Consider the following 22,294-nt stretch of genomic DNA (forward strand, 5'->3'; position numbering starts at 1 on the left):
CTTTTCTTGTTCTCCTGCAAAAATAGGGATTTCCATTGAAAGAAAGGCTGATGGTAAGACGACAGCGAACCTTTTAAACAAAATATTCACATCCTATATCCAAGCATCTTCAACTTGCACCTCCGAAAATCGAAACAAACAGAATGCAACCCATTCTCCCTTTCTGCTTGACAAAATCACCGGAATCCCTATTTTCCGCTAACGCATACTTTTGGAAATTCCATCAAACTAGCGAGCAAATGCAAAGTAATGCTAACGAAAGTAGCCCCAAAAGCCTCTGATTTTAGAAAACTATACATTTCGATTCCAAGATATTTACATTTTAACGCCCAAAGAATATTGTTTGACCTACGAAACACAAGTGTTTGACGAGTCAAACAATATAGTTTCACTTCTCAAACAATATTGTTTCATCCGTGAAAGTCAAATATCCGGAAGATGAAAGAGAGAAATCTCAAGTTTCACTCTCCAGAAGATGAGTCGCGTCAATAAATCGGAAGCTTTCATAAAGCATCACGAAGCATCCACCGTGCGTTAGCAATGAAGGACTTCACACGTATAACCGATCACGAAGACAGCATCCAGCACAAATAGGCATCAAAGTGAATTTTGCAAATCGCCTGAGAATGCCACAAAATTCACCAAATCGTATTTTGGTGCGAGGAAAGGCACTCTCAGGCGGTTCATTTGACATTTTGTCAAGATGGGGAAAGGACGAAGAATAGAAAGGTATTCTCACTGCACCCACCCCGTCATGGCTCGTCTCTCTTCTCCGGCCGAGAGTCGGTGAATCGTTGGGACACAACGTTCCAGTCCACGATTTTCCAAAGGGCTTTCAGGTGGTCGGCCCTTCGGTTCTGATAGTCGAGATAATAGGCATGCTCCCATACGTCGAAACCCAAAAGTGGTGTCAGATTGTCTCTTACAGGATTTCCTCCGTTGGGATAGGTCTTGATGAGCAACTGTCCGTTACCGTCCTTGGCGAGCCATACCCATCCAGAGCCGAAGAGCGAGGTCCCGGCCTTCACAAAGGCTTCCTTGAAATGATCCACGCTCTCCCATTTTGCCTTGATGGCGTCTGCAAGAGGACCGGTCGGCTCACCACCTCCGTTGGGAGAGAAGGCGGTGAAGTAGAGATTGTGGTTGAGCATCTGTCCCGCATTGTCATACAGTGACCCTTCGGAGCCCCTGACGATATCCTCTATCGTCTTACCCTCCCAGGACGTGTCTTTCACGAGTTTGTTCACATTGTTCACGTAGCCTTGCAGGTGCTTGCCATGATGCAGCTCGATGGTCGTTTGGCTGATGACAGGCTCCAGTCCATTGGTAGGATAAGGCAAGTCAATAAGACTGAAGGATGTGTTTTGCTGCGCTGCCGCTCCTTGCACGGCTATCGCAAGCAGTAGGAAATAAAAGAACTTCTTCATTGTTTTCAATTTTTGTATTAATAAATAACTAAAACCTCCCTCCTACCTGCACGAAAAGACCGTAAGTGTACTTCTTGGAAGGATAGGAGTCTCCCAACGTCGCATGCTCGATGCGCAAAGGGCGATAAGAGGAGTATACATCCAGGTTGGAGAAACGGTAACCGATGGAATAGAAACGGTTTTTATGCGACACGGTCAGCATCGTCCGCGTGTTCCAGAAAAGCCACTTCCCGTCGTTCGTACTGCGGAGACTTGTTTTCGAAGCATTCGTCCGTGAGTCATGATACTCCACATCGATGAGGGTATAAGGCAGTTGTGCCATCAGTTCCGGTTGAAAGGAGACGTGCACCCCACACTTGCCGATAGAGAACAGACGGGGCGTACGGAGCAGAACCGAAGGAGAAAGGTATAGCTTGCCGATTTTCCGGTCGTCATCCGCCACATTCCAGGAAGTCCATTTCCCGGAATTCAGCTCACCGGACGGCGCATATCCCTCCCACTGCTTGTAATATCCCAGTCCGCCTCCGATACCGATGCAGGGGTGGATGAGATAATGGAAGGATGCCTCCAGTTCGTAGGTCGTGTCATAAATCAGTCCCGCCAGGAGAGACACTTCCTGTCTGGGTTTCTCTTGTGCTGCGGCATGGAGCAGAGGGGATGCCGCCAAGAGGATGGTTGCCAGCTTTTTCATAAGGTTTAGATGGTATTAGTTTCACAGACGTCCTGCTGCTCAGTCGACAAGGCGTCAGGAAACAAGGAGGTCCGAAACGCCACAAAACTAGAAAGAAACTACTATGCCACAATGGATGGGGAGAAGGTTTCTTCCAGCCGTTTGCATTTATTAGGAAGTTGTGCACACGCCCAACTTACCGGATTGAAAAAGTTTTTTATTTTTCTTATAAAAAGAACCAGGCAATCCAAATAAATCCATAACTTTGTGCTGTTCACTCATACCGATACAGCTCAACAACAGACTGGAAGAGTGGGCGTATTTCTTCATCGTTTATGCATTTCAAATCATCTGATAACATGAAACGAATCATCATCTCAACCTTATTGTTGATGCTCATGACACAAGTAAGCATCGGACAGACACTCAAAACCTACAGTGGACTCTACGAAGGCGGACCTACGAGGATAAGAGTGACGGTGGGAAGATCAAATTTGCAGGCTTTTCAGCGATTATCAATTATGTAAACGGACGCACGGAAGGCACATTGGTTCATGAAGGAGCAATGTTCCAAATGAAGAACAACCGAATCACAGGTTCGGTAAAGAAGACCGAAAGGACACAAAATCAAGATTGGACCATATCCGGTCAATTTGACGATAACGGTTTTCCCGATGGGAATTGGAAAAAGGATTACAAATTAGATGGGAACCCTTATGTCGACACCGAAAAATATGTACACGGGTTATTGGTTGCCAAACAGACCCGGAACGTATCGACCGGAGACATAACAACGTATCAATTTAAAGATGTCAATCCTCAAGAATATATTGCCGCATACACCCCTGACAAGGACTCTACCATTGTGGATAAACTAGTCTGCAAAGAAAAGATTTACTATGAACAAGGAGAGAATGACGAGTCATCTCTTGATTTGCTACCTGAAGTATTTGGAGTAGAAATCAGAAGCATTGTCGAGAAGATAAAAGAAGTGAGGGGTTTTGGCTCGGAACAGGAAGTATATGAAAGTATCCCTTTTAAAAAGATTGTGATTGTAAACAAGATTGAAACTCAGGATGAACTCATATTTTCTGAATCAAACGTAAGAATACCAACCTTTCCCGGTGGAGTGACAGAACTGATGAAATACATCACCGAGAAATTCAACTATTCAAAAAAGGCACAAGACGAAGGAATACACGGACGCGTAATAGTGTCATTCATCATAGATTGTGACGGATCTATTTCCGATGCAAAAATAGTCCGTGGTCTCAATCCTGAATGCGATAATGCAGTAATACAACTTATCAATGGCATGCCTCGCTGGATACCGGGACAGAAAAATGGGAAAAATATACGGGTAACATATACCGTTCCAATAAAGATACCCTTCATATTCGATTAACTCGAATCTGAGAATCCAATTCAGAAGTAACAGAAAGCAAAGTTACAACGAGTCATTTCTTCCTTATCGAGCTAAGGTCAAGGATGAAATGGCTCGTGCTTTTTCACCCGGTTATGAAGTCGTATAAAATATCTTGGCTATCTTTGTCCACAAACAATATGACCGGGAAGGGGATATGCTTCCCCGGAAACGGTTCATACGGGTGTGTCACGTGGTAATGATAAGCTGATGGTGAAAAGAGTTTTCATGTTTCTTGTCTCGTGGTTGTGTGTTTGCCTGACGGGAGCGCAACCCTACTCCATACAGTCTATCGGTCTTGCCGAAGGACTGTCTAACAATTATGTCCTGGGCATCACACAGGACAAACAGGGATTCCTGTGGTTCGCCACGGAAGAAGGGCTGAACCGCTTCGATGGCATTCAGGTACTGAATTACTACAAAAACAACGACAACAGCATCTCGGGCAACGAGCTGAATTCCCTGCTCGATGACCCTCACGAACCGGTCCTGTGGATTGCGACGCAACGCAACGGACTGAATGCCTACAATTACGAGACGGGACGTTTCACCTATTACCAGCATGACGATGCCCGTCCGGAGAGTCTGATAACCGACGACGTGACCCATGTGGCAGCCGCCCACGACGGCAACATCTGGCTGTCCACCTATTGGCAGGGCATCGACTATCTGGACAAGCGTACCGGACGTTTCACCCACTACAACACTTCTACCGTCGAGGGACTGCCAGACAACCAGCTGTGGACGGTACTCGATGGCGGTGACGGCAACCTCTATGCCGGACATGTCCGCCACGGTTTTTCCGTCATCTCCATCCGAGAGAAGACCGCAGTGAACTACATGCCACAGCCCGGTAACCCGCACAGTCTGGAAGGCAGTGAAGTGAACTGCATCTACCAGGACAATGCGGGACGCATCTGGGTCGGGACGGAACGGGGTGTCATGCTCTTCGATGCGTCCGCCCGACGTTTTTACCGACTGACGGACAAGGACCGCCGTCTGTCCCACCCGGTGCTGGACATCCGGCAGACCTCCGACAACAGGATATGGATTGCCCTGGACTTCGGGGGCATTGCCATTCTCGACCTGTCCTATTCGGGCTTCCGCTCTCCCGGCGACTTCTCCATCCGCTTCATTGAGGCAGGCGACAACAGCAGCTACCTCTCCCATTCACGGGTACGCCGACTGTTCCAGGACTGCTTCGGCAACGTCTGGGTCGGGACTTACGGAGGCGGTGTGGACTTCATCCGCAAGAACCCTCCCCTCTTCCACAAGTATGAATACACCCACAACCCTGCACATACACAAAACAGCATGACCCGGCGGAACGTCGCCTGTGTAGTCCTCGACAGCAATGACGAAGTCTGGATTGGTAGCGACGACGGGGACATCAACCATTTCCGGAAAGGGACACGCCACGAGGTGTTCGGTCTGCAAGCCAATCTCGTGCAGGCGGCATACCGCGACAAGCGGGGCGGACTGTGGTTTGGACTGTACTACGGAGGCGTCGCCTGTCAGGACCCGGAACGGAAAGGCAGGCCTGCCATCCTGCCCCACCCGGAACTGCAAGGGGTTGATGTGCGCCACATCAGCGAAAATGCACGGGGAAACATCCTGCTCTGCACCAGCTCCGGCATCTACGAGCTGGACCGCCTCAGCCATGCACCCGTCGGGCATTACACACCGGGAAACAAGCTGACGCGCTGCCTGCTGGAAGATGCAGACGGGAACTACTGGGTCGGCTCGTTCGGCGACGGACTGATGGTGCTCGACCGGAACTTCAAGCTGCTGAAGACCTTCAACATGAGCACGCATTTCCCGTCCAACACGGTCAACTGTCTGTTCAGGGATACGCACGGGACAGTCTGGGTCGGGACTGGTGACGGACTGGTTGCTTACCCCCCCCCACAAGGTTGGAAACGAGATACTTATAAAGTATATGGCAGAAACGAAGGACTCGCCAACACCTTTGTCTGCGGCATTGTGGGCGACCGCCGGGGGAACATCTGGTTCAGCACGAACAAGGGCATCAGTTGCCTGCATGCCGACGGACAAGGGTGCTCCAACTATGATGCTTCGGACAATCTTCCGCTTGGCAGCTTCAACCCCGGAAGTGTGGCAACCGACACGAAAGGGAACTTCTACTTCGGTTCCATCGACGGACTGTGCTACTTCCACCCCGATGAAGTGCTGAATCCCCGCGTCGCTCCTTCAGCCGTCATCACAAGTCTGAAGGTCATCGGCTCGCTCAACAGCCGTCAGAAAGACCGGACACTGACCATCGGCAACAGGCAGAACGTGGAGCTGGGGTACCGGGAGAACACGTTCGACGTGACGTTCACCATCCCCGACTTCGCCCTGAAGAACGATGTGGAATATGCCTACCGGCTGGAGGGGCTGGACAACACGTGGTACACCGTACCGAGGAGCAACAGCCTGACATTCCGCAACCTGACACCGGGCAGCTATCAGTTGCAGCTGAAGACACGTATCCGCAACCAGGCATGGAGCGACAGAGTAACCTCCCTGGACATCCGCATCGTACCGCCCTTCTACCTGAGCGAATGGGCGGAAATCCTCTACATCCTGTTGGGACTGGGACTGATCACCTACCTGTCGTATGCCTGGCAAAGGATGCTCCACACCAAAGCCATGTACCGCATCGAGAAACAAAGCCGTGCACGCGAACAGGACCTGAACAACGAGCGTCTGCGGTTCTACACGAACATCACCCACGAACTGCGCACACCGCTGACCCTCATCATCGGTCCGCTGGAAGACCTGCAGAAGAACAATTCGCTGGTGCCGGGAGATGCCAGACGCATCACAATGATTCACCAAAGTGCCCTGCGTCTGCTCGACATCATCAACCAGCTCCTGGAGTTCCGGAAAACAGAGACGCAGAACAAACGGCTGTGCGTGCAGAAAGGCAATCTGGTGGAAACGGTCTACGAAATCGGCATCAAGTACAAGGAGCTGCACTTGAAGCATGCGGTGGACTTTGTCATCGACACGGACGGAAAGGATACGCTGGAGGCATACTATGACAAAGAGGTGGTCAATATCGTATTGGACAACCTCATATCGAATGCCTTGAAGTATACGGAGAAGGGAGAAGTACGGGTCGGGGTGAAAGAGACGGTACACCTGGGAACGCCTTCCATCGACCTGTGGGTGAGCGATACGGGATATGGCATCAGCCCCGAAGCCCTGCCGCACATCTTCGAACGTTACTATCAGGAGAACGGACAGCACCAGGCTTCCGGCACAGGCATCGGGCTGGCACTGGTCAAGAACCTCGTGACGCTGCACGAGGGAGAAATCACGGTCGAGAGCGAACCGATGCGTGGAAGCACTTTCCACGTCTGGCTGCAGAGAGATGCAACCTATCCGGATGCCTTGCATGCGGAAGCCAACGCTCCCGAGACGCGGGAAGTTATGCCCGATGCTCTTCCGGCGACCGATGTCTATGCAGGCATGGCGGACGGGGCAAAGCCCATCCTGCTGATTGTGGAAGACAACATGGACATCCGGCAATACCTCGCCGACTCCCTGTCTGATGAGTTTGACATCCTGACAGCGTCCAATGGAGAAGAAGGGAAGGAGAAAGCCTTCACCTACACCCCCGACATCATCGTCACCGACATCATGATGCCGCTTATGGACGGCATGGAGCTGTGCAAGCATCTGCGTCAGGATATCCGCACCAGCCACATCCCCCTCATCGCACTGACAGCCAAAGACTCGCTCAAAGATAAAGAAGAAGGCTACACGGTCGGAGTGGATTCCTACCTGACCAAGCCCTGCAGCGCCAGTCTGCTGCGAAGCCGCATCCACAACCTGCTGCGCATCCGCCGTCAGCTGGCACAACACTTTAGCGACAAGACCGCCACAGTGGACAATCGTCCGGAAGTGCTCGAAGAGTCTCTCAACCGACTGGACAAGGAGTTTATCGATAAAATCAACGAGCTCATCACATCCCGTCTGGCATCCGACAAGCTCGACATCAACTACCTCTCCGAGCAACTCTGCATGAGCAGCTCCACGCTCTACCGCAAAATGAAAGCGATCACCGGGATGTCTGCCAACGAATACATCCGCAAGATACGGATGAAGTCTGCTGAGGAATATCTGTTGCAGGGACGTTACAGCATCTCGGAGGTCGCCTTCAAGGTGGGAATCAACAACATGAACTACTTCCGCCAATGCTTCAAGGAGGAGTTTGGCTGCACCCCTTCGGAGTTCATCAGAAGGTTGAAGAAGAAGTAGCGGACGGGAATTCCGCCCGCCAGCAGCCGACTTCATGGGAATTGATGATGCCGATGGCTTGCAGGTAGGAGTAGATGATGGTGCTGCCTACGAACTTCATTCCCCGGCGGGAAAGGTCCTTGGAGACGGCATCGGACAAGGCGGAAGTGGTCTGACCGGTCTCATGGAGGATGTTCCCTTGTGTGAAGCCCCAGATATACCGGTCAAACGAACCGTATTCCCGACGAATCTCATTGAACACGCGGGCATTGGTGACGGCAGCACGAATCTTCAGTCGGTTGCGGACAATCCCCTTGTCCTGTTGCAACGCCTGAAGCTTGTCTTCGCCGTATCCGGCAATCCGTTCCGCATCGAAGCCGTCGAATGCCCGACGGAATGCTTCCCGCTTGTTCAGGATACATTCCCAGGAAAGTCCCGCCTGAAAGGATTCCAGCAACAGCATTTCAAAGAGTCTGCCGTCATCATGCACCGGGACTCCCCATTCCCGGTCATGATAGGCGACATAGGCAGGATTGGCCGTGTTACACCAGCTGCACCGCGGTTTGTCAAGCTCTGCCATACGCCTCAGCATCCTTTTCCGTCCAAACTACAGGATGGTCCTTCCTCCTCCGGACGGGCATGCAATCCGGCGTCTTCGGGGTTCAGGGTTACTGTTCCGTCTTCCAGCACAAAGCAGGGAATACCCACGGCTCCGCTCCGCTTGGCTTCATCAAACACCGGACTCTGGTCACGCAGATGCATGAACTCCTTCAGGTTCCTTATGTGTTCACCTATATCTATCACTTCATACCGGCTGTCGCCTTTGACCTGCTCCTCCACGGACATGCAGTCCGGGCAGGTGCTCATTCCATAAATTCTAATCATTGTGTTACTGTCTTAATTACGTTGTTTGGTGAGGCAAAATTAGCAGAAATCATCCAATCTCTATGATTTGTCCGTCCGCTTCATGCGGGCGGCGTCCTTCAGACGTTGTACACGGGCATCTTCGTGCTCGATGACGGACAGCTCAATCCTCCGGCGACCATACAGAATCTCCTTCCCCGGCTCCGTCACCTTCAGATGCCGTTCTTCCTCATAATCCCTTCTGATCAGTCCCATCTGCATCATCTGCATCAGATAGTTTCTCCAGTCATGGCAAGAGATGTCACGTCCGACCCCGAAGGTTTTCAGATACTGCAAGTTCCGGCTACGGACTTCTTCGGTGCAGTTGCCGTGCAGGATGTCAATCGTCAGCGTAAGCCTGATTTGTTCCTTCGTCCGCATAATGGCAGACAGCGCCTTCTGCACGAGTACCGTCCCGTCAAAGCGTTTGGGTGGTGCAATGCAGACGTCACAGTTCCCACAATCACAGGTTCTCGTTTCACCAAAGTAGTTGAGCAGAATCCTCCTGCGGCACACCCGGGCATCGGCATATTCCTGCATCTGCCTCAGCTTCTCCAGGTTCATCTCCTTCTCACCGCTTGACGCCGCAAAGCCACGCAGGGTCATCACATCGTCCATGTTGTAGAAAAGGATGGTCTCCGTGGGCAAGCCGTCGCGTCCGCCGCGACCGATTTCCTGGTAATAGTTCTCAATGCTCTTGGGCAGGTTGTAATGAATGACAAAGCGCACATTCTGCTTGTCGATTCCCATTCCGAAGGCGACAGTCGCCACCATGACGTCGATGCGGTCATGAACGAAGTCCTCCTGCATCCGGTGGCGCTCCTCCATCGACAGTCCGGCATGATAGACACCCGCCGGTATCCCGTTCCGGCGCAACTCCTCCGCCAGCTTATCGGTCATGTTGCGCGTCAGGCAATAGATGATTCCGCTCTCATGCGGATGCCGCCTGATGACATTCAGAATCACCTGAAGCCGTTCCCTGGCAGTATAGCCGCGCTTCACGTCCAGACTGAGGTTCGGACGGTCGAAAGAGCCGACAAACAGTTCCGGGTTGCGCAGATGGAGTCCTTCGATAATGTCCCGCCTCGTCACGGAGTCCGCGGTTGCCGTCAACGCCAGAATCGGCACATCGGGATACTCCTCCTGCAAAAAGCCCAGCAGGGTATATTCCGGACGGAAGTCATATCCCCAGTGCGAGATGCAATGTGCCTCATCGACGGCAAACAGGGATATCCTGATCCAGCGTGATATCTCGGGGACCTCGGTCATCAGGCGTTCGGGGGACATGTACAGCAGCTTCACTTCGCCACGCAGGCATTTCTCACAGACCGCCCTGTTCTCCGCCTCGGTGTTTCCACTGTTGATGGTCTCTGCCCGGATGCCGTGCGCCTGCAGTATTTCCACCTGGTCTTTCATCAGGGATATGAGTGGGGACACGACAATCGCCGTTCCCTCCAGCATCAATGCCGGCAGCTGGTAACAAAGGGATTTTCCGCCGCCTGTAGGCATCAGCACAAGGGCATCTTTCCCCTGCAGGACGTGGTTGATGACTTCTTCCTGTACAGGCCTGAAACTATCGTAGCCGAAGCAGGCTTTCAATAACTGGCGTGGTGTTTTCATGATTCAACAGACTTGAAACGTAAGAAGCAATGTGCTTCTTGCCGTGAAAGTAGCGATAAAACCGTGCCTGACAAAAGATTTGCAAGGGAATTTTGTACGGAAGGACCGGATTTTATGGACCGGACTCCCCCGCGTAACGAACTTTTTACATAACTTTGCCACCCGCATCAAAACCACTGAAAGAATCCCAAACGAATGAAACACAAGCATCTGATACGAAACTGCCTGCTGGCTGCACTGGCAGTGGCTCTCCTCGCCGGAGGAAGCATCTATTACCTGTTCTTCAGTCCGACATTCTCGCTCAACGAAACGACTTACTTATACATCCGTCCGGGTGACACCCTGGAAAATGTCTGTCACCAACTGGAAGAGAAGGCTAACCCGAAGACGTTGACCGGCTTCCGCTGGCTGGCATCCTTCTACGGCTATGACGGACACATCCGCAGCGGACGTTACGCTGTCAAGCCCGAAGATACGGTATTCGGACTGATACGACGGTTGTCCACCGGACAACAGACGCCGGTCAACCTCATCATTCCGAGTGTACGCACCACAGACAAGCTGGCTGCTGCTGTTGCGGACCGCATCATGCTTGACTCTGCCACAGTGGCTTCGGCTCTTGCCGACTCGACCGTATGTGCCCGACTGGGTTACACGACACAGACGATTGCCTGTCTCTTCATTCCCAACACTTACCAGGTGTACTGGGACATGGACCTCGACGGCTTCTTCTCCCGCATGGAGAAAGAGCACAAACGGTTCTGGAACGAAGAGCGCCGGAAGAAAGCGGAGGCAATCGGACTGACTCCCGAAGAGGTCATGACCCTGGCTTCCATCGTGGATGAAGAGACTGCAAAGAACGACGAGAAGCCGATGGTGGCAGGACTCTACATGAACCGACTGAAGCGCGGCATGCTGCTGCAGGCCGACCCGACCGTAAAGTTTGCCTGCGGCGATTTCAGTCTGAAACGCATCCTGCACAAGCACCTGGCTGTGGACTCACCTTACAATACCTATCTGTATCCGGGACTGCCGCCGGCTCCCATCCGCATCCCTTCGATTGCAGGCATCGAAAGCGTGCTCAACTACACCCGCCACGACTACCTCTACATGTGTGCCAAAGAGGATTTCTCCGGACGCCACAACTTTGCAGCCACACTGGCAGAGCACCAGAACAACGCCCGCCGCTACCAGCAAGAGCTGAACCGACGGAAAATCTATTAACGCCCAAACAGAGAAAGAACCCATGGAACCTCATCGTACCCTGCAGACCGTCCTTGCAGACTACCAACAGCGCAAGGCGAATCACGAACAGCACCTGTCGCGCATCCAGCAACGCATCTACCGCATCGGGACCATCCGCCTGCTGCTCTTTGTGGCAGCCATTGCCGGTGCCATCTATTTCCGACACGAAGGATGGACCGTGGTCGTTCCTGTCATTGTCGTCTGCCTCGTGCCTTTCCTCATCCTGATGAAGGTACACGACCGCCTGTTCTACGACAAGGACTATACCCAGCAGCTGATTGACATCAACGCGAACGAACTGGCGGCCCTCGATTACCGGACCGACTGCTTCGACGGAGGGAAGGACTTCCAGGACCCGGCACACCCCTACTCCTACGACCTGGACCTGTTTGGCGACCGTTCCCTGTTCCAATACATCAACCGTACGTCGACCTACTTCGGACGGCAGCGGCTTGCCGGATGGTTCGCCCGTCCGCTCGACCGCAAGGCAGACATCGAGCTGCGTCAGGATGCCGTGCGCGAACTGACACCTTTGCTTGACTTCCGCCAACAGTTCCAGGCTACCGGTATGGTCTATAAAGGCAAGTTGTCCGACGGTGAGAACCTGCTGCACTGGGCAGAGTCGGTCACGGAGTTCCGCCACAGCCGACTGCTGACGTTTGCCACTTACCTCTTCCCCGGACTCAACGCCCTGTTCCTCATCCTGGGCATGGCGGGATGGACCTCGTGGCATTGGCTCACCGGCTCGTTCATCCTGAGTGTGGTGACCAGCATTGCCCTGCAGAAGCGCATCTCCCTCTTCCAGATGTCCTATGAAGACAAGCTCGCCATCCTGGGAAGTTACGTCCGGCAGATGAAGCTCATGGAGGCACTGCATCCGCAGAGCACCGTGCTGGCGACCTGCTGCCGACGGCTGCAAACGGGCGAGACTCCCGCCTCGGAAGCCATCCGTCAGCTGTCGAAAGAGATGAACGCCCTGAATCAGCGCAACAACATCCTTGCCTACATCCTCCTGAACGGCTTCCTGTTCTGGGAGGTGCGTCAGGTGATGCGCATCGAACGCTGGAAGGAGCAGTATGCAGGAAGCCTGCCCGTCTGGCTCGATGCCATCGGTGAAATGGATGCGCTCTGTTCCCTGGCTGCCTTTGCCTACAACCACCCGGACTACACGTTCCCCGTCCCGACGGAAACACCGTTTACCCTGTCTGCCGAACGCATGGGGCACCCGCTCATCCACCGGGACCGCTGCGTACGCAACGACATCCGCATGGAGAAGCGCCCCTACTTCATCATCATCACCGGAGCGAACATGGCGGGCAAGAGTACCTACCTGCGCACCGTCGGCGTGAACTACCTGCTCGCCTGCATGGGTGCATCGGTCTGTGCCGAACGCATGACGTTCTATCCGGCACACCTGGTGACCAGCCTGCGCACGACCGACTCGCTCAACGACAACGAATCGTACTTCTTTGCCGAACTGAAGCGGCTGAAGGGCATCATCGACCGGCTCAATGCCGGAGAGGAGCTGTTCATCATCCTGGACGAGATTCTGAAAGGCACCAACTCGGTGGACAAGCAGAAGGGCTCGCTGTCGCTCATCAAGCAGTTCATCCGATTGCAGGCGAACGGCATCATCGCCACACACGATTTACAGCTGGGGACACTTGCCGAGCTTTATCCCGACGACATACGCAACTACCGCTTTGAGGCAAGCATCAGCAACAACGAACTGACCTTCTCCTACCGCATGCAGGAGGGAGTCGCACAGAACATGAACGCATGCTTCCTGATGCAGAAGATGGGCATCTACATGGAGGAAGAGACAGCCGGGTGAGGCGGTCCGACCGGACCTGCAGATACAGTTCGCGGGAGTATGTTCCACTGAAGGACATACTCCCGCGAAGTTTTTTCGGGATGAAGTGGTAGGACTTGTCAGCGACGCTTGCCGCGCTCACGCTCCTCGCGTTCACGCATCATGCGTTCCTGTTCTTTCTGGAGAGCGGCGAGTTTCTCCATCATGCCACTGCGTTTCTTCGGATTGTTCTTGTTCGCCAGCATACGGGCTTCGAGCTTTGCGAGCAGGGCTGCTTCATCGGTCGTCTTGCGGAGCACCATCATGATGATGATACTGATCAGACCGGAGATGAAGTAGTAGTAGTTCAAGCCGGACGAATAGCTGTTGAAGATGAAGATGAACATCACCGGCATCAGGTACATCATCCATTTCATGGCAGCCATCTGCGGATTGGCACCCGTGTCCTGCTGCTTCATCATGATATAGGTATTGATGATGTTGCTCACACTGAAGAGCAGACAGAAGAGACTCAGGTGGTCGCCCAGCAAAGGAATGTGCACGCCCCAGTTGATGACATCGTCATACGTCGAGAGGTCCGGCGCCCACAGGAAGCTCTGCTGACGCAACTCGATGGCGTTCGGCACGAAGTTGAAGAGGGCGATGAACACCGGCATCTGAATCAGGGCAGGCAGACAGCCACCCATCGGGCTGACTCCGTAACGGCTGTAGAGTGCCATCGTCTCCTGCTGCTTCTTCATGGCATCCTCGGGCTTGGGATATTTCTTGTTGATTTCGTCCACATAAGGCTTCAGCACACGCATCTTGGCGGACGACATGTAGGACTTGTACGTGGCGGGATAGACGATTGCCTTGACGATGATGGTCATCAGCAGAAGCACCATACCCATGCTCAAGCCCCAGCCGGACAGCCAGTCGAAGAGGTTGATGGTGAACCAACGGTTAATCCAGCGGAACAACGGCCAGCCCAGGTAAACCAGGTCTTCCATCTCCAGGTCCTTGCCGTCGACAGCCAGGTCGTTGGTTGCCTGCAAGGTCTTGAAGTGGTTCGGTCCGAAATAGAACTGCATGCGGGTGGGCTGCTTGCCGGTCGGGTCGAAGAAGGTCGTCGTGGTGGCATCGTAGTTCTTCAGGTAGCCGCTGCCCTCTGCCTGCGGCACAGACTTCAGGGTCGTGTTGTTGAAGTCCTGTCCGGCAATGAAGACGCAGGAGAAGAACTGGTTCTTGAAGGCAATCCAGTCCATCGGCTCGCCTACTTCGGTAGTCTCTTCCTTCGTCTCGCTCAGGTAGTCACTGCCCTCGCCCTTCACTTTATAGGACAAGGAGGTGTAGCGGTTCTCAAAGCTGAAGCCTTTCTCCAGCTGACGGGCACGCTGGTGCCAGTGGATGTCCACGGTCTTTACCGAAGGGGCAAATGCCTGCTCCATGCCCGACGCTTCCATCGTGAAGTCGAGCATGTAGCTGTCGGCATGCAGGACATAGCGGAAGTCCAGGTGTCCGCCACCATTCATGGGCAAACGCATCACGACACTGCTGTCCGTCACCTGTTCGGGGACAAAATAGAGTTCATCGGTCCGGATGTTCTCGTTCTTGCCATTGAAGGCGAAGCTCAGTCCGGCATCCTCGCCGTCAAACAGGACAAGCGGCTGATGGTCCTGGCCGTTGTACTCCTTCAACTTGGCAGACTGCACCCGTCCGCCTTTGGTGTTCAGTTTCAGTTCGACCAGATTGTTCTGCAAGGTGACTACGGATTCTTGTCCCTGACGGGCATAGAAAAGAAGCGAGGTGGAATCTTCCGCAGCGGCCTGCTGCATCGCCAGCTGTTGCTGTGCTGCCTGCTTGGCCTCATGTTGCTCCACAAGTGCCTGGATGGAATCTTGGTAGTGCTGCATCTGTGCCTGTTCCTCAGTGCTGGGGCGGTTGAAAAAGCTGAAGCCAATCAACACGGCACCAATCAAGACGAACCCGATAAGCGTGTTTTTTTCCATTCTTGGTAATGTAACTTCTTATGTATTATGGATGATAGATTGTGTTATTTCTCGATAGCTGCCTTGACGAACGACATGAACAACGGATGGGGCTTCAGCACCGTACTGCTGTATTCCGGATGGAACTGCGTGCCGATGTACCACTTCAGACCGGTGATTTCGACAATCTCCACCAGGTCGGATTCCGGGTTGATGCCGACGCAACGCATGCCTGCCTTCTCGTACTCTGCCTTGTAGGCGTTGTTGAACTCGTAGCGGTGACGGTGACGTTCCTGGATGTGAACCTGTCCGTATGCCTCAAAGGTCTTCGAGTTCTGGTCGAGCACACATTCATAGGCACCCAGACGCATCGTTCCACCCATGTTCGTGATGGATTTCTGCTCTTCCATGATGTCGATGACGTTGTGCGGGGTCTTCTCGTCCATCTCGCGGGAGTTGGCGTCGGCGTATCCCAGGACGTTGCGGGCAAACTCGATTGCCATGCACTGCATACCCAGGCAGATGCCGAAGGTGGGAAGGTTATGTGTGCGGGCATACTTGGCAGCGACGAACTTGCCCTCGATGCCACGCTGTCCGAAGCCCGGGCAGATGATGATGCCGTCCATGCCCTTCAGCGCCTCGGCTACATTCTCGTCCGTCAGCTTCTCGCTGTTGATGAAATGGATGTCTGCCCGACGGTCGTTGTAGGTAGCTGCGTGCGACAGGGCTTCACGGATTGACTTGTAGGCGTCCTGCAGGTCATACTTGCCCACCAGACCGATGTGCACGGCTTCGGTGGCATTGTTCCGGCGATTGAGGAAGTCTTTCCACGGACCGAGCGTCGGAGTCTCGCCAACGGGCAGCCCGACTTTCTCCAGGATGATGCTGTCCAGTCGCTGTGCCTGCATGCGCAAAGGTACTTCGTAGATTGACGGCATGTCTCTCGACTCGATGACAGCCGACTCGTCGACATTGCAGAACAGGGCAACCTTCTTCTTCAGGCTTGTGCTCAGCTCATGCTCGGTGCGGAGCACCAGGATGTCGGGTTGGATTCCCACCGACTGCAGTTCCTTCACGGAGTGCTGGGTAGGCTTGGTCTTCAGCTCACCGGCAGCTGCCAGATAGGGGACGTAGGTCAGGTGCACGCACAGCGCGTTGCGGCCCAGCTCCCACTTCAACTGACGGATGCTCTCCAGATAAGGCAACGACTCGATGTCGCCCACCGTACCGCCGATCTCCGTAATCACGAAGTCGAACTTGTACTTGTTGCCCAACAGCTTCACGTTGCGCTTGATTTCGTCTGTAATGTGGGGGATAATCTGGATGGTCTTGCCTAAATAGTCGCCGCGACGTTCCTTGTCAATGACACTCTTGTAAATACGTCCGGTGGTGATGTTGTTGGCTTTCGTGGTCTGGATGCCCAGGAAACGTTCGTAGTGTCCCAGGTCCAGGTCGGCCTCGTGACCGTCGACAGTCACGTAACATTCTCCGTGTTCGTAAGGATTCAATGTTCCCGGGTCGATGTTGATGTACGGGTCGAATTTCTGGATTGTCACATTGTAACCTCTTGCCTGGAGTAGTTTACCGATAGATGATGAAATGATGCCTTTGCCCAACGAAGAGGCAACACCACCTGTAACGAAGATATACTTTGTTTCTGCCACAGCTATAATATTTTAATGGTTTGTAGTTTCTTTATCTTTAAGCATTTCAAAGTTGCAAAATTACAAAAAAACGGAGAAGACACTAGGTTTTGACAAAAACATTTTAGAAAACAGCCCTTTCCTTCCGCCTGAAAAGCAGGCAACAAACGCACCGGACGCGCACACCGGGAAAGTGGACCGACGGCGTCCGATGAAAAAGATGAAAGGGAAAGGAGCCTGAAGGTGTCGCTTTATCTGAAAAAAGACTAACTTTGCGACATTTGAACAGCCTGCAAAGGCATTTCGCATATCCTGTTATAACTATGAAGCAAACACTACTCACGGGACTGATGCTCCTCGGGGCGACACTCGGCCTACGGGCACAGGCACCGCATCCGGAACGGATTTACTTGTCCGGCACGGGAATCGATGACACGAAAACATGGGAATTCTTCTGTTCGAAGGGGCAGAACAGTGGCAGCTGGAAACCGATTGAGGTGCCTTGCTGCTGGGAGACGCAGGGCTTCGGCGAATACACCTACGGACGCTGGTACACCGTCAAGGGGGCAAAGCCCAGCGACGAGACTGGGACCTACCGACACACGTTCAAGGCGCCACGCACGGAGAACAGGCAGCGCGTGAAGCTCTTCTTCGACGGAGTCATGACCGACGCGGAGGTCCGCGTCAACGGACAGCCCGCCGGGGACATTCACCGGGGAGCCTTCTACCGCTTCTCCTACGACATCACCGACCTGCTGCGCCCGGGCAAGAAGAACACCCTCGAAGTGAAGGTGGCGAAACAGTCCGCCGACAAAAGCGTCAACAATGCCGAGCGGCGCGCCGACTGGTGGCTCTTCGGCGGCATCTTCCGCCCTGTCTGGCTGGAAGTCGTGCCCGCAGTGAACATGGCGCACATCATCCTCGATGCCGACCAGCACGGACGGCTCCGCGCACAGGTCCGCATGGAGGGCGACGCGCAGGGCTACGCGCTCACGACATCCTTGCGGCGCCTCTCCGACGGGACACCGGTGCGCAACGCGTCGGGCAGTGACAGCCAGACCGTCCGCATCGCCGACAACCGTGCGGAGCAGCTCATCGACAGCCGGTGGGAGGACATCGACGCCTGGACACCGGAATCCCCCACCCTCTACGTCGCGCGGGTGGAACTGAAGTCGCCCGACGGCAAGGTCATCCAGGCGCGCGAGTTCCGCACGGGCTTCCGCACCGTGGAGTTCTTCCCGCAGGACGGACTTTACCTGAACGGCACGCGCCTCGTCCTGAAAGGCATCAACCGGCACTCCTTCTCGACCGACGGCGGACGCACGACGAGCGCAGCCATGAGCAGGGAGGATGCCAAGCTCATCAAGCAGATGAACATGAATGCCGTCCGCTCGCACTACCCGCCCGACGAACATTTCCTCGACATGTGCGACTCCCTCGGACTGGTCTACATCGACGAGCTGGCGGGCTGGCACGGCAAGTATGACACCAAGGTGGGCACGCGCCTCGTCCGGGAGATGGTCGAACGGGACGTCAACCATCCCTGCATCGTCATCTGGAGCAACGGCAACGAGGGAGGATGGAACACGCGCCTCGACACCCTCTTTGCCACACACGACGTCTTCCAGCGGCGCCACGTCATCCACCCGTGGGCGGACTTCAACGACCTCGACACCCATCACTATCCGGCTTATCTGACGGGAGTGGCACGCTTCACCAACGGCTACAAGGTGTTCATGCCGACCGAGTTCATGCACGCCATGTACGACCAGGGAGGCGGCGCGGGACTGCGCGACTTCTGGGACCGCTGGTGCACGAACCCGCTGTTTGCCGGAGGCTTCATCTGGGCGTTCTGCGACGAGGCGCCGAAACGCAGCGACCGGGGCGGCGTGCTCGACTCCGACAAGTCGAATGCTCCCGACGGGGTGCTTGGACCGCGGCGCGAGAAGGAGGGCAGCTTCCATGCCGTCCGGGCGCAATGGTCGCCCGTGCAGCTCCGTCCGCTCTTCATCACGGACCACTTTGACGGCTCGTTCCAGGTGACGAACGAATACCTCTACACCCGTCTGTCGGCTTGCCGCATGACATGGAAGGTGCTGCTCTGCGCCACCCCGCTGCTGGAGCGGAATCCGCGTGCGGAGGTGCTGGCTGAAGGCGCAGTCACCCTGCCCGACATTGCTCCCGGCGAGACGGGGACGGCACACTTCTCCCTCCCCGATGCCTTCCGCAACGGCGACGTGCTGGAACTGGAAGCCTTCGACCGCGACGGGCACAGCCTCTGCCAGTGGACCTACCCCATCAAGAACGCGCGAACCTATTATGAAGAGAAGCTCGCCTTCACCCCGCAGACCCTCGAATGGACCGAACCTGCCACTGCCGTGCGCCGGGACGGGACGGTGACACTGAAGAGCGACCGGGTGACCGTCGCCTTCGACGACTCGACGGGCATCATCCGGCGTGTGACGGCCGACGGCGTGAAGGTGCCGCTCACCAACGGACCGCTGCCCGTGGGCATGAAGATGCGCTACAATGCCGACCGCAGTTACGTGCGCCGCGCGGCTGACGGAGCGGTGTTCTGCGCACGCTACCAGGGTGGCGCCGACTCCATCGTGTGGAAGCTGACGGACAACGGACTGCTCTACATGGACGCCCTGCTGCTGAACCGCGCCTCGGGTGGCGGAGGCTTTGACGACGCCTTCATGGACACGAAAGTCTACAACCTGGGACTCACGTTCGACTATCCGGAACAGCTCTGCACGGGCATGCAGTGGCTGGGACGCGGACCGTACCGCGTCTGGAAGAACCGCATCCCCGGCACGAACTACAACATCTGGCAGAAGGACTACAACAACACCATCACGGGCGAAAGCTTCGAGAACCTCGTCTACCCGGAGTTCAAGGGCTATCATGCGAACCTCTACTGGGCGGGCATCCGCAGCGACAAGGCTCCGTTCACCGTCTACAGCCGCACGGACGGCATCTTCTTCCGCGTCTTCACGCCTGAAGAGCCGAAGGGTGGTGACGGACGCACCATGCCGCTTTTCCCGGACGGCGACCTGTCGTTCCTGCTCGACATTCCTGCCATCCGTTCGTTCAAACCGACGGAACAGCAGGGTCCGAACAGCCAGCCGGGCAACATCCGCATCAAGAGTGGCGACGAGGGCCTGCACATCGACCTGGTGTTCGACTTCCGACACACCGACAAGGAACATTGACTTCCCGCCGGATTGACCCCCTGCAGGGACGAGCGGTCTGCTCGTCCGGTCCAATCCCGCAACCCATAACCTCTCCACACGGAGACACGGAGGAATCACAACCCGCCGTGTCTCCGTGTTTTTTTGTCCGTTGACCCCCGGACGGGGCGGAAACGGCTTGCAAGCCCTTCTTTTCAACGGAAACGAAACAGGATACGGCGTATCCAGCCCCGTTTGAAACTTGGAGAAGCCGGATACGGCTTACAAAGCCTCCAATGAGAATGAAACGAAACTGGATACGGCGTATCCTCTTCCGTTTGGAACGAAACGAAACTAGATACGACATTTCCAGCTTCGTTTCGAAAGACAAGGCGCTAGATACGCCGTATCTTCTTCCGTTTGAAACAAAACGAAACAAGAAACGCTGTTTCCGGGACCTCTCGCAACGGGGAGGACCTGGAAACAGCGTTTCCGGCTTGACGCAGCAGGAAGGGAAGGCGTTGCCGTCCGTCGAACCACCCGACGGGAACGGCACAAGGCGGTGAACGCCGCACCGCCCTTCCGCTGAACAAAAACGATTAACGGACGGACTGATTGAGGTTCTTGCAGAAGCGCGCCTTCACGCTGTCGCCCTCCTCGGGGAGGATGGTGACGTCGCGCAGGGTGATGTCCTCGGCATAGATGAACTCAGCGCCCAGCTTGGAGGTGATGTGGACGTTCTCCAGCGTGATATTCTTGATGGGCATCTCGGGAATGCCGTTGAAATAGAGCGCGCGGCGTGCTCCGGCACAGGTGAGGTGGCTGATGTGGATGTTGCGGAAGCAGGGGGTCGTCTCGTCGACAGGCATCGGGTCGATGGCTGCGGGGACGGACTCGCCGCTCTCCAGCACTTCCACGGCAGACTTACCGCCATAGTGGAGGTCGAAGGTCACCGGCTCGGTGGGGATGTTGGTCATCGTGACGTGGTCCACCCAGATGTTCTCCACCGTTCCGCCGCGTCCGCGTTTGCTCTTGAAGCGCAGGCCGACGTCCGTTCCCAGGAAGCTGCAACGGCTCACGAAGATGTTCCGCACACCGCCGCTCATCTCGCTGCCCACCACGAAGCCGCCGTGTCCCTGGAACACCGTGCAGCCGTCGATGAGCACATTCTCGCAGGCGCGTCCGCGTCGGCGTCCGTCCTCATCCTTGCCGCTCTTGAGGCAGATGCCGTCGTCGCCAACGTCGAAGACGGAATTAACTATCAGGGCATTGCGGCACGACTCCAGGTCGAGCCCGTCGCCGTTCTGCGCATAGCTCGGGTTGCGCACAAGGACGTCCTCGATCAGCACGTTCTCGCACATCAGCGGGTGGAGGTTCCACGCCGGGGAGTTCTGGAAGATGACGCCCTGCAGCCAGACGTTCTTGCAGGAGATGAGGCTCACCATGACCGGACGGAGGAAGTGGCGGACGCTCTGCCACTCGGCTTCGGTCTTCAGGTTCTGCGGGACGTTCATGTTGCTGATGGTGTCGCCGTGCAGGGTCTCCGGGTAGGGGAACCAGTAGTCGGGACGCTTGAAGACGCCGCCCCGGGCGATGGTCTTCTTCCATTGGCTCTCGGTGACCTTTCCTTTTTTCAGCGGACGCCAGAAGTGTCCGTTACCGTCGATGGCTCCCTGTCCGGTGATGGCCACATTCTCGAGATTCCGTCCGGAGATGGGCGACTGGCAGCGTCGGGTGTCGAGCCCTTCGAAGACGGTCTCCACGAGGGGATAGAGGTCGACGTCGGGCGAGAAGAGGATGACGGCTCCCTTCTCCAGATGGAGGTCGATGTTGCTCTCCAGCACGATGGGTCCGGTAAACCAGATGCCCGCGGGGACGATGAGGTGGCCGCCGCCCTGGCTGCCCAGCGTGCGGATGGCACGGGCAAAGGCGTCGGTGCAGAGTGTCTTTCCGTCGCCGACGGCTCCGAAGTCGGTGAGCGTCACGTGTCGGTCGGGGAAATCGGGCGCCTGGATGCGCGGCATCTCGAACGGCAGCTTCTCATAGAGGGCTTCATACTTGTAGCCCGTCGGCTGGGCGTTCGTCACGCCTAGTCCGAAGAGCAGGGAAAGCACAAGAAAGGTAATGCGTTTCATAGTGTGTCGTGTTTTGAGGTTTGTGTA

At 55.2% G+C, this 22,294-nt stretch carries 14 protein-coding genes; 6 read left to right on the forward strand and 8 right to left on the reverse strand.

Features of this window, described 5'->3' with window-relative positions; all coding sequences use genetic code 11:
* Positions 1–752 precede the first annotated feature (752 nt).
* Together M3087_RS01030 and M3087_RS01035 are read right to left on the reverse strand one after the other, a co-directional pair.
* The gene (locus M3087_RS01030) at positions 753–1,427 is read right to left on the reverse strand and encodes a superoxide dismutase (RefSeq protein WP_022384221.1); all 675 of its coding nucleotides are present in this window, start codon (positions 1,425–1,427) and stop codon (positions 753–755) included.
* Positions 1,428–1,455: 28 nt separating this feature from the next.
* Complete coding sequence (locus tag M3087_RS01035) at positions 1,456–2,118, reverse strand: hypothetical protein (RefSeq protein WP_249093095.1); 663 nt, start codon at positions 2,116–2,118, stop codon at positions 1,456–1,458.
* Positions 2,119–2,456: 338 nt separating this feature from the next.
* Here M3087_RS01035 and M3087_RS01040 point away from each other — a divergent pair, with 338 nt between their 5' ends.
* The 3 genes from M3087_RS01040 (at position 2,457) to M3087_RS01050 (ending at position 7,789) form a co-directional block, all read left to right on the forward strand.
* Positions 2,457–2,624 carry a hypothetical protein gene (locus tag M3087_RS01040; RefSeq protein WP_249093096.1) on the forward strand — a complete coding sequence of 56 codons (168 nt, stop codon included), beginning with the start codon at positions 2,457–2,459 and terminating at the stop codon, positions 2,622–2,624.
* Between the two features lie 47 nt (positions 2,625–2,671).
* Positions 2,672–3,502 (forward strand): energy transducer TonB, encoded by an 831-nt coding sequence (locus M3087_RS01045; protein ID WP_249093098.1) that lies wholly within the window; start codon positions 2,672–2,674, stop codon positions 3,500–3,502.
* A 228-nt stretch (positions 3,503–3,730) separates the two neighbouring features.
* Positions 3,731–7,789 (forward strand): hybrid sensor histidine kinase/response regulator transcription factor, encoded by a 4,059-nt coding sequence (locus M3087_RS01050; protein ID WP_262918840.1) that lies wholly within the window; start codon positions 3,731–3,733, stop codon positions 7,787–7,789.
* On the opposite strand, the gene M3087_RS01055 is transcribed toward M3087_RS01050, so the two are convergent.
* Genes M3087_RS01055 through M3087_RS01065 form a run of 3 tightly spaced genes read right to left on the reverse strand, consistent with a single transcriptional unit; the run spans position 7,767 to position 10,291 of the window.
* A complete protein-coding gene (locus M3087_RS01055) occupies positions 7,767–8,348 on the reverse strand; it encodes a DNA-3-methyladenine glycosylase I (protein ID WP_249093099.1) in 582 nt (193 codons plus the stop codon). The two genes, M3087_RS01050 and M3087_RS01055, sit on opposite strands and share 23 nt — an antisense overlap.
* A gap of 5 nt (positions 8,349–8,353) precedes the next feature.
* A complete protein-coding gene (locus tag M3087_RS01060; protein WP_022384227.1) occupies positions 8,354–8,653 on the reverse strand; it encodes a hypothetical protein in 300 nt (99 codons plus the stop codon).
* Between the two features lie 60 nt (positions 8,654–8,713).
* Complete coding sequence (locus M3087_RS01065) at positions 8,714–10,291, reverse strand: RecQ family ATP-dependent DNA helicase (protein ID WP_249093102.1); 1,578 nt, start codon at positions 10,289–10,291, stop codon at positions 8,714–8,716.
* Between the two features lie 195 nt (positions 10,292–10,486).
* Here M3087_RS01065 and mltG point away from each other — a divergent pair, with 195 nt between their 5' ends.
* On the forward strand, positions 10,487–11,515 hold the full coding sequence (mltG, locus tag M3087_RS01070; RefSeq protein WP_022384229.1) for an endolytic transglycosylase MltG: 1,029 nt from the start codon (positions 10,487–10,489) through the stop codon (positions 11,513–11,515).
* Between the two features lie 22 nt (positions 11,516–11,537).
* Positions 11,538–13,370, forward strand: coding sequence for a MutS family DNA mismatch repair protein (locus M3087_RS01075; protein ID WP_249093103.1), 1,833 nt, complete (start codon positions 11,538–11,540; stop codon positions 13,368–13,370).
* A gap of 98 nt (positions 13,371–13,468) precedes the next feature.
* On the opposite strand, the gene yidC is transcribed toward M3087_RS01075, so the two are convergent.
* Positions 13,469–15,337, reverse strand: a complete 1,869-nt coding sequence (gene yidC / locus M3087_RS01080; protein ID WP_249093105.1) for a membrane protein insertase YidC — start codon at positions 15,335–15,337, stop codon at positions 13,469–13,471.
* A 44-nt stretch (positions 15,338–15,381) separates the two neighbouring features.
* Positions 15,382–16,980 (reverse strand): CTP synthase, encoded by a 1,599-nt coding sequence (locus M3087_RS01085; RefSeq protein ID WP_022384232.1) that lies wholly within the window; start codon positions 16,978–16,980, stop codon positions 15,382–15,384.
* Positions 16,981–17,282: 302 nt separating this feature from the next.
* Between M3087_RS01085 and M3087_RS01090 the strand changes: the two genes are divergently transcribed.
* Positions 17,283–20,174, forward strand: coding sequence for a glycoside hydrolase family 2 protein (locus M3087_RS01090; protein WP_249093107.1), 2,892 nt, complete (start codon positions 17,283–17,285; stop codon positions 20,172–20,174).
* A gap of 557 nt (positions 20,175–20,731) precedes the next feature.
* Here M3087_RS01090 and M3087_RS01095 read toward each other — a convergent pair.
* Positions 20,732–22,267: a glycoside hydrolase family 28 protein gene (locus tag M3087_RS01095; protein WP_106625332.1), complete on the reverse strand. Its 1,536-nt coding sequence runs from the start codon at positions 22,265–22,267 to the stop codon at positions 20,732–20,734.
* Positions 22,268–22,294 lie beyond the last annotated feature (27 nt).

The sequence above is a fragment of the Mediterranea sp. ET5 genome, from assembly GCF_023337025.1.
Lineage (GTDB): Bacteria > Bacteroidota > Bacteroidia > Bacteroidales > Bacteroidaceae > Phocaeicola_A.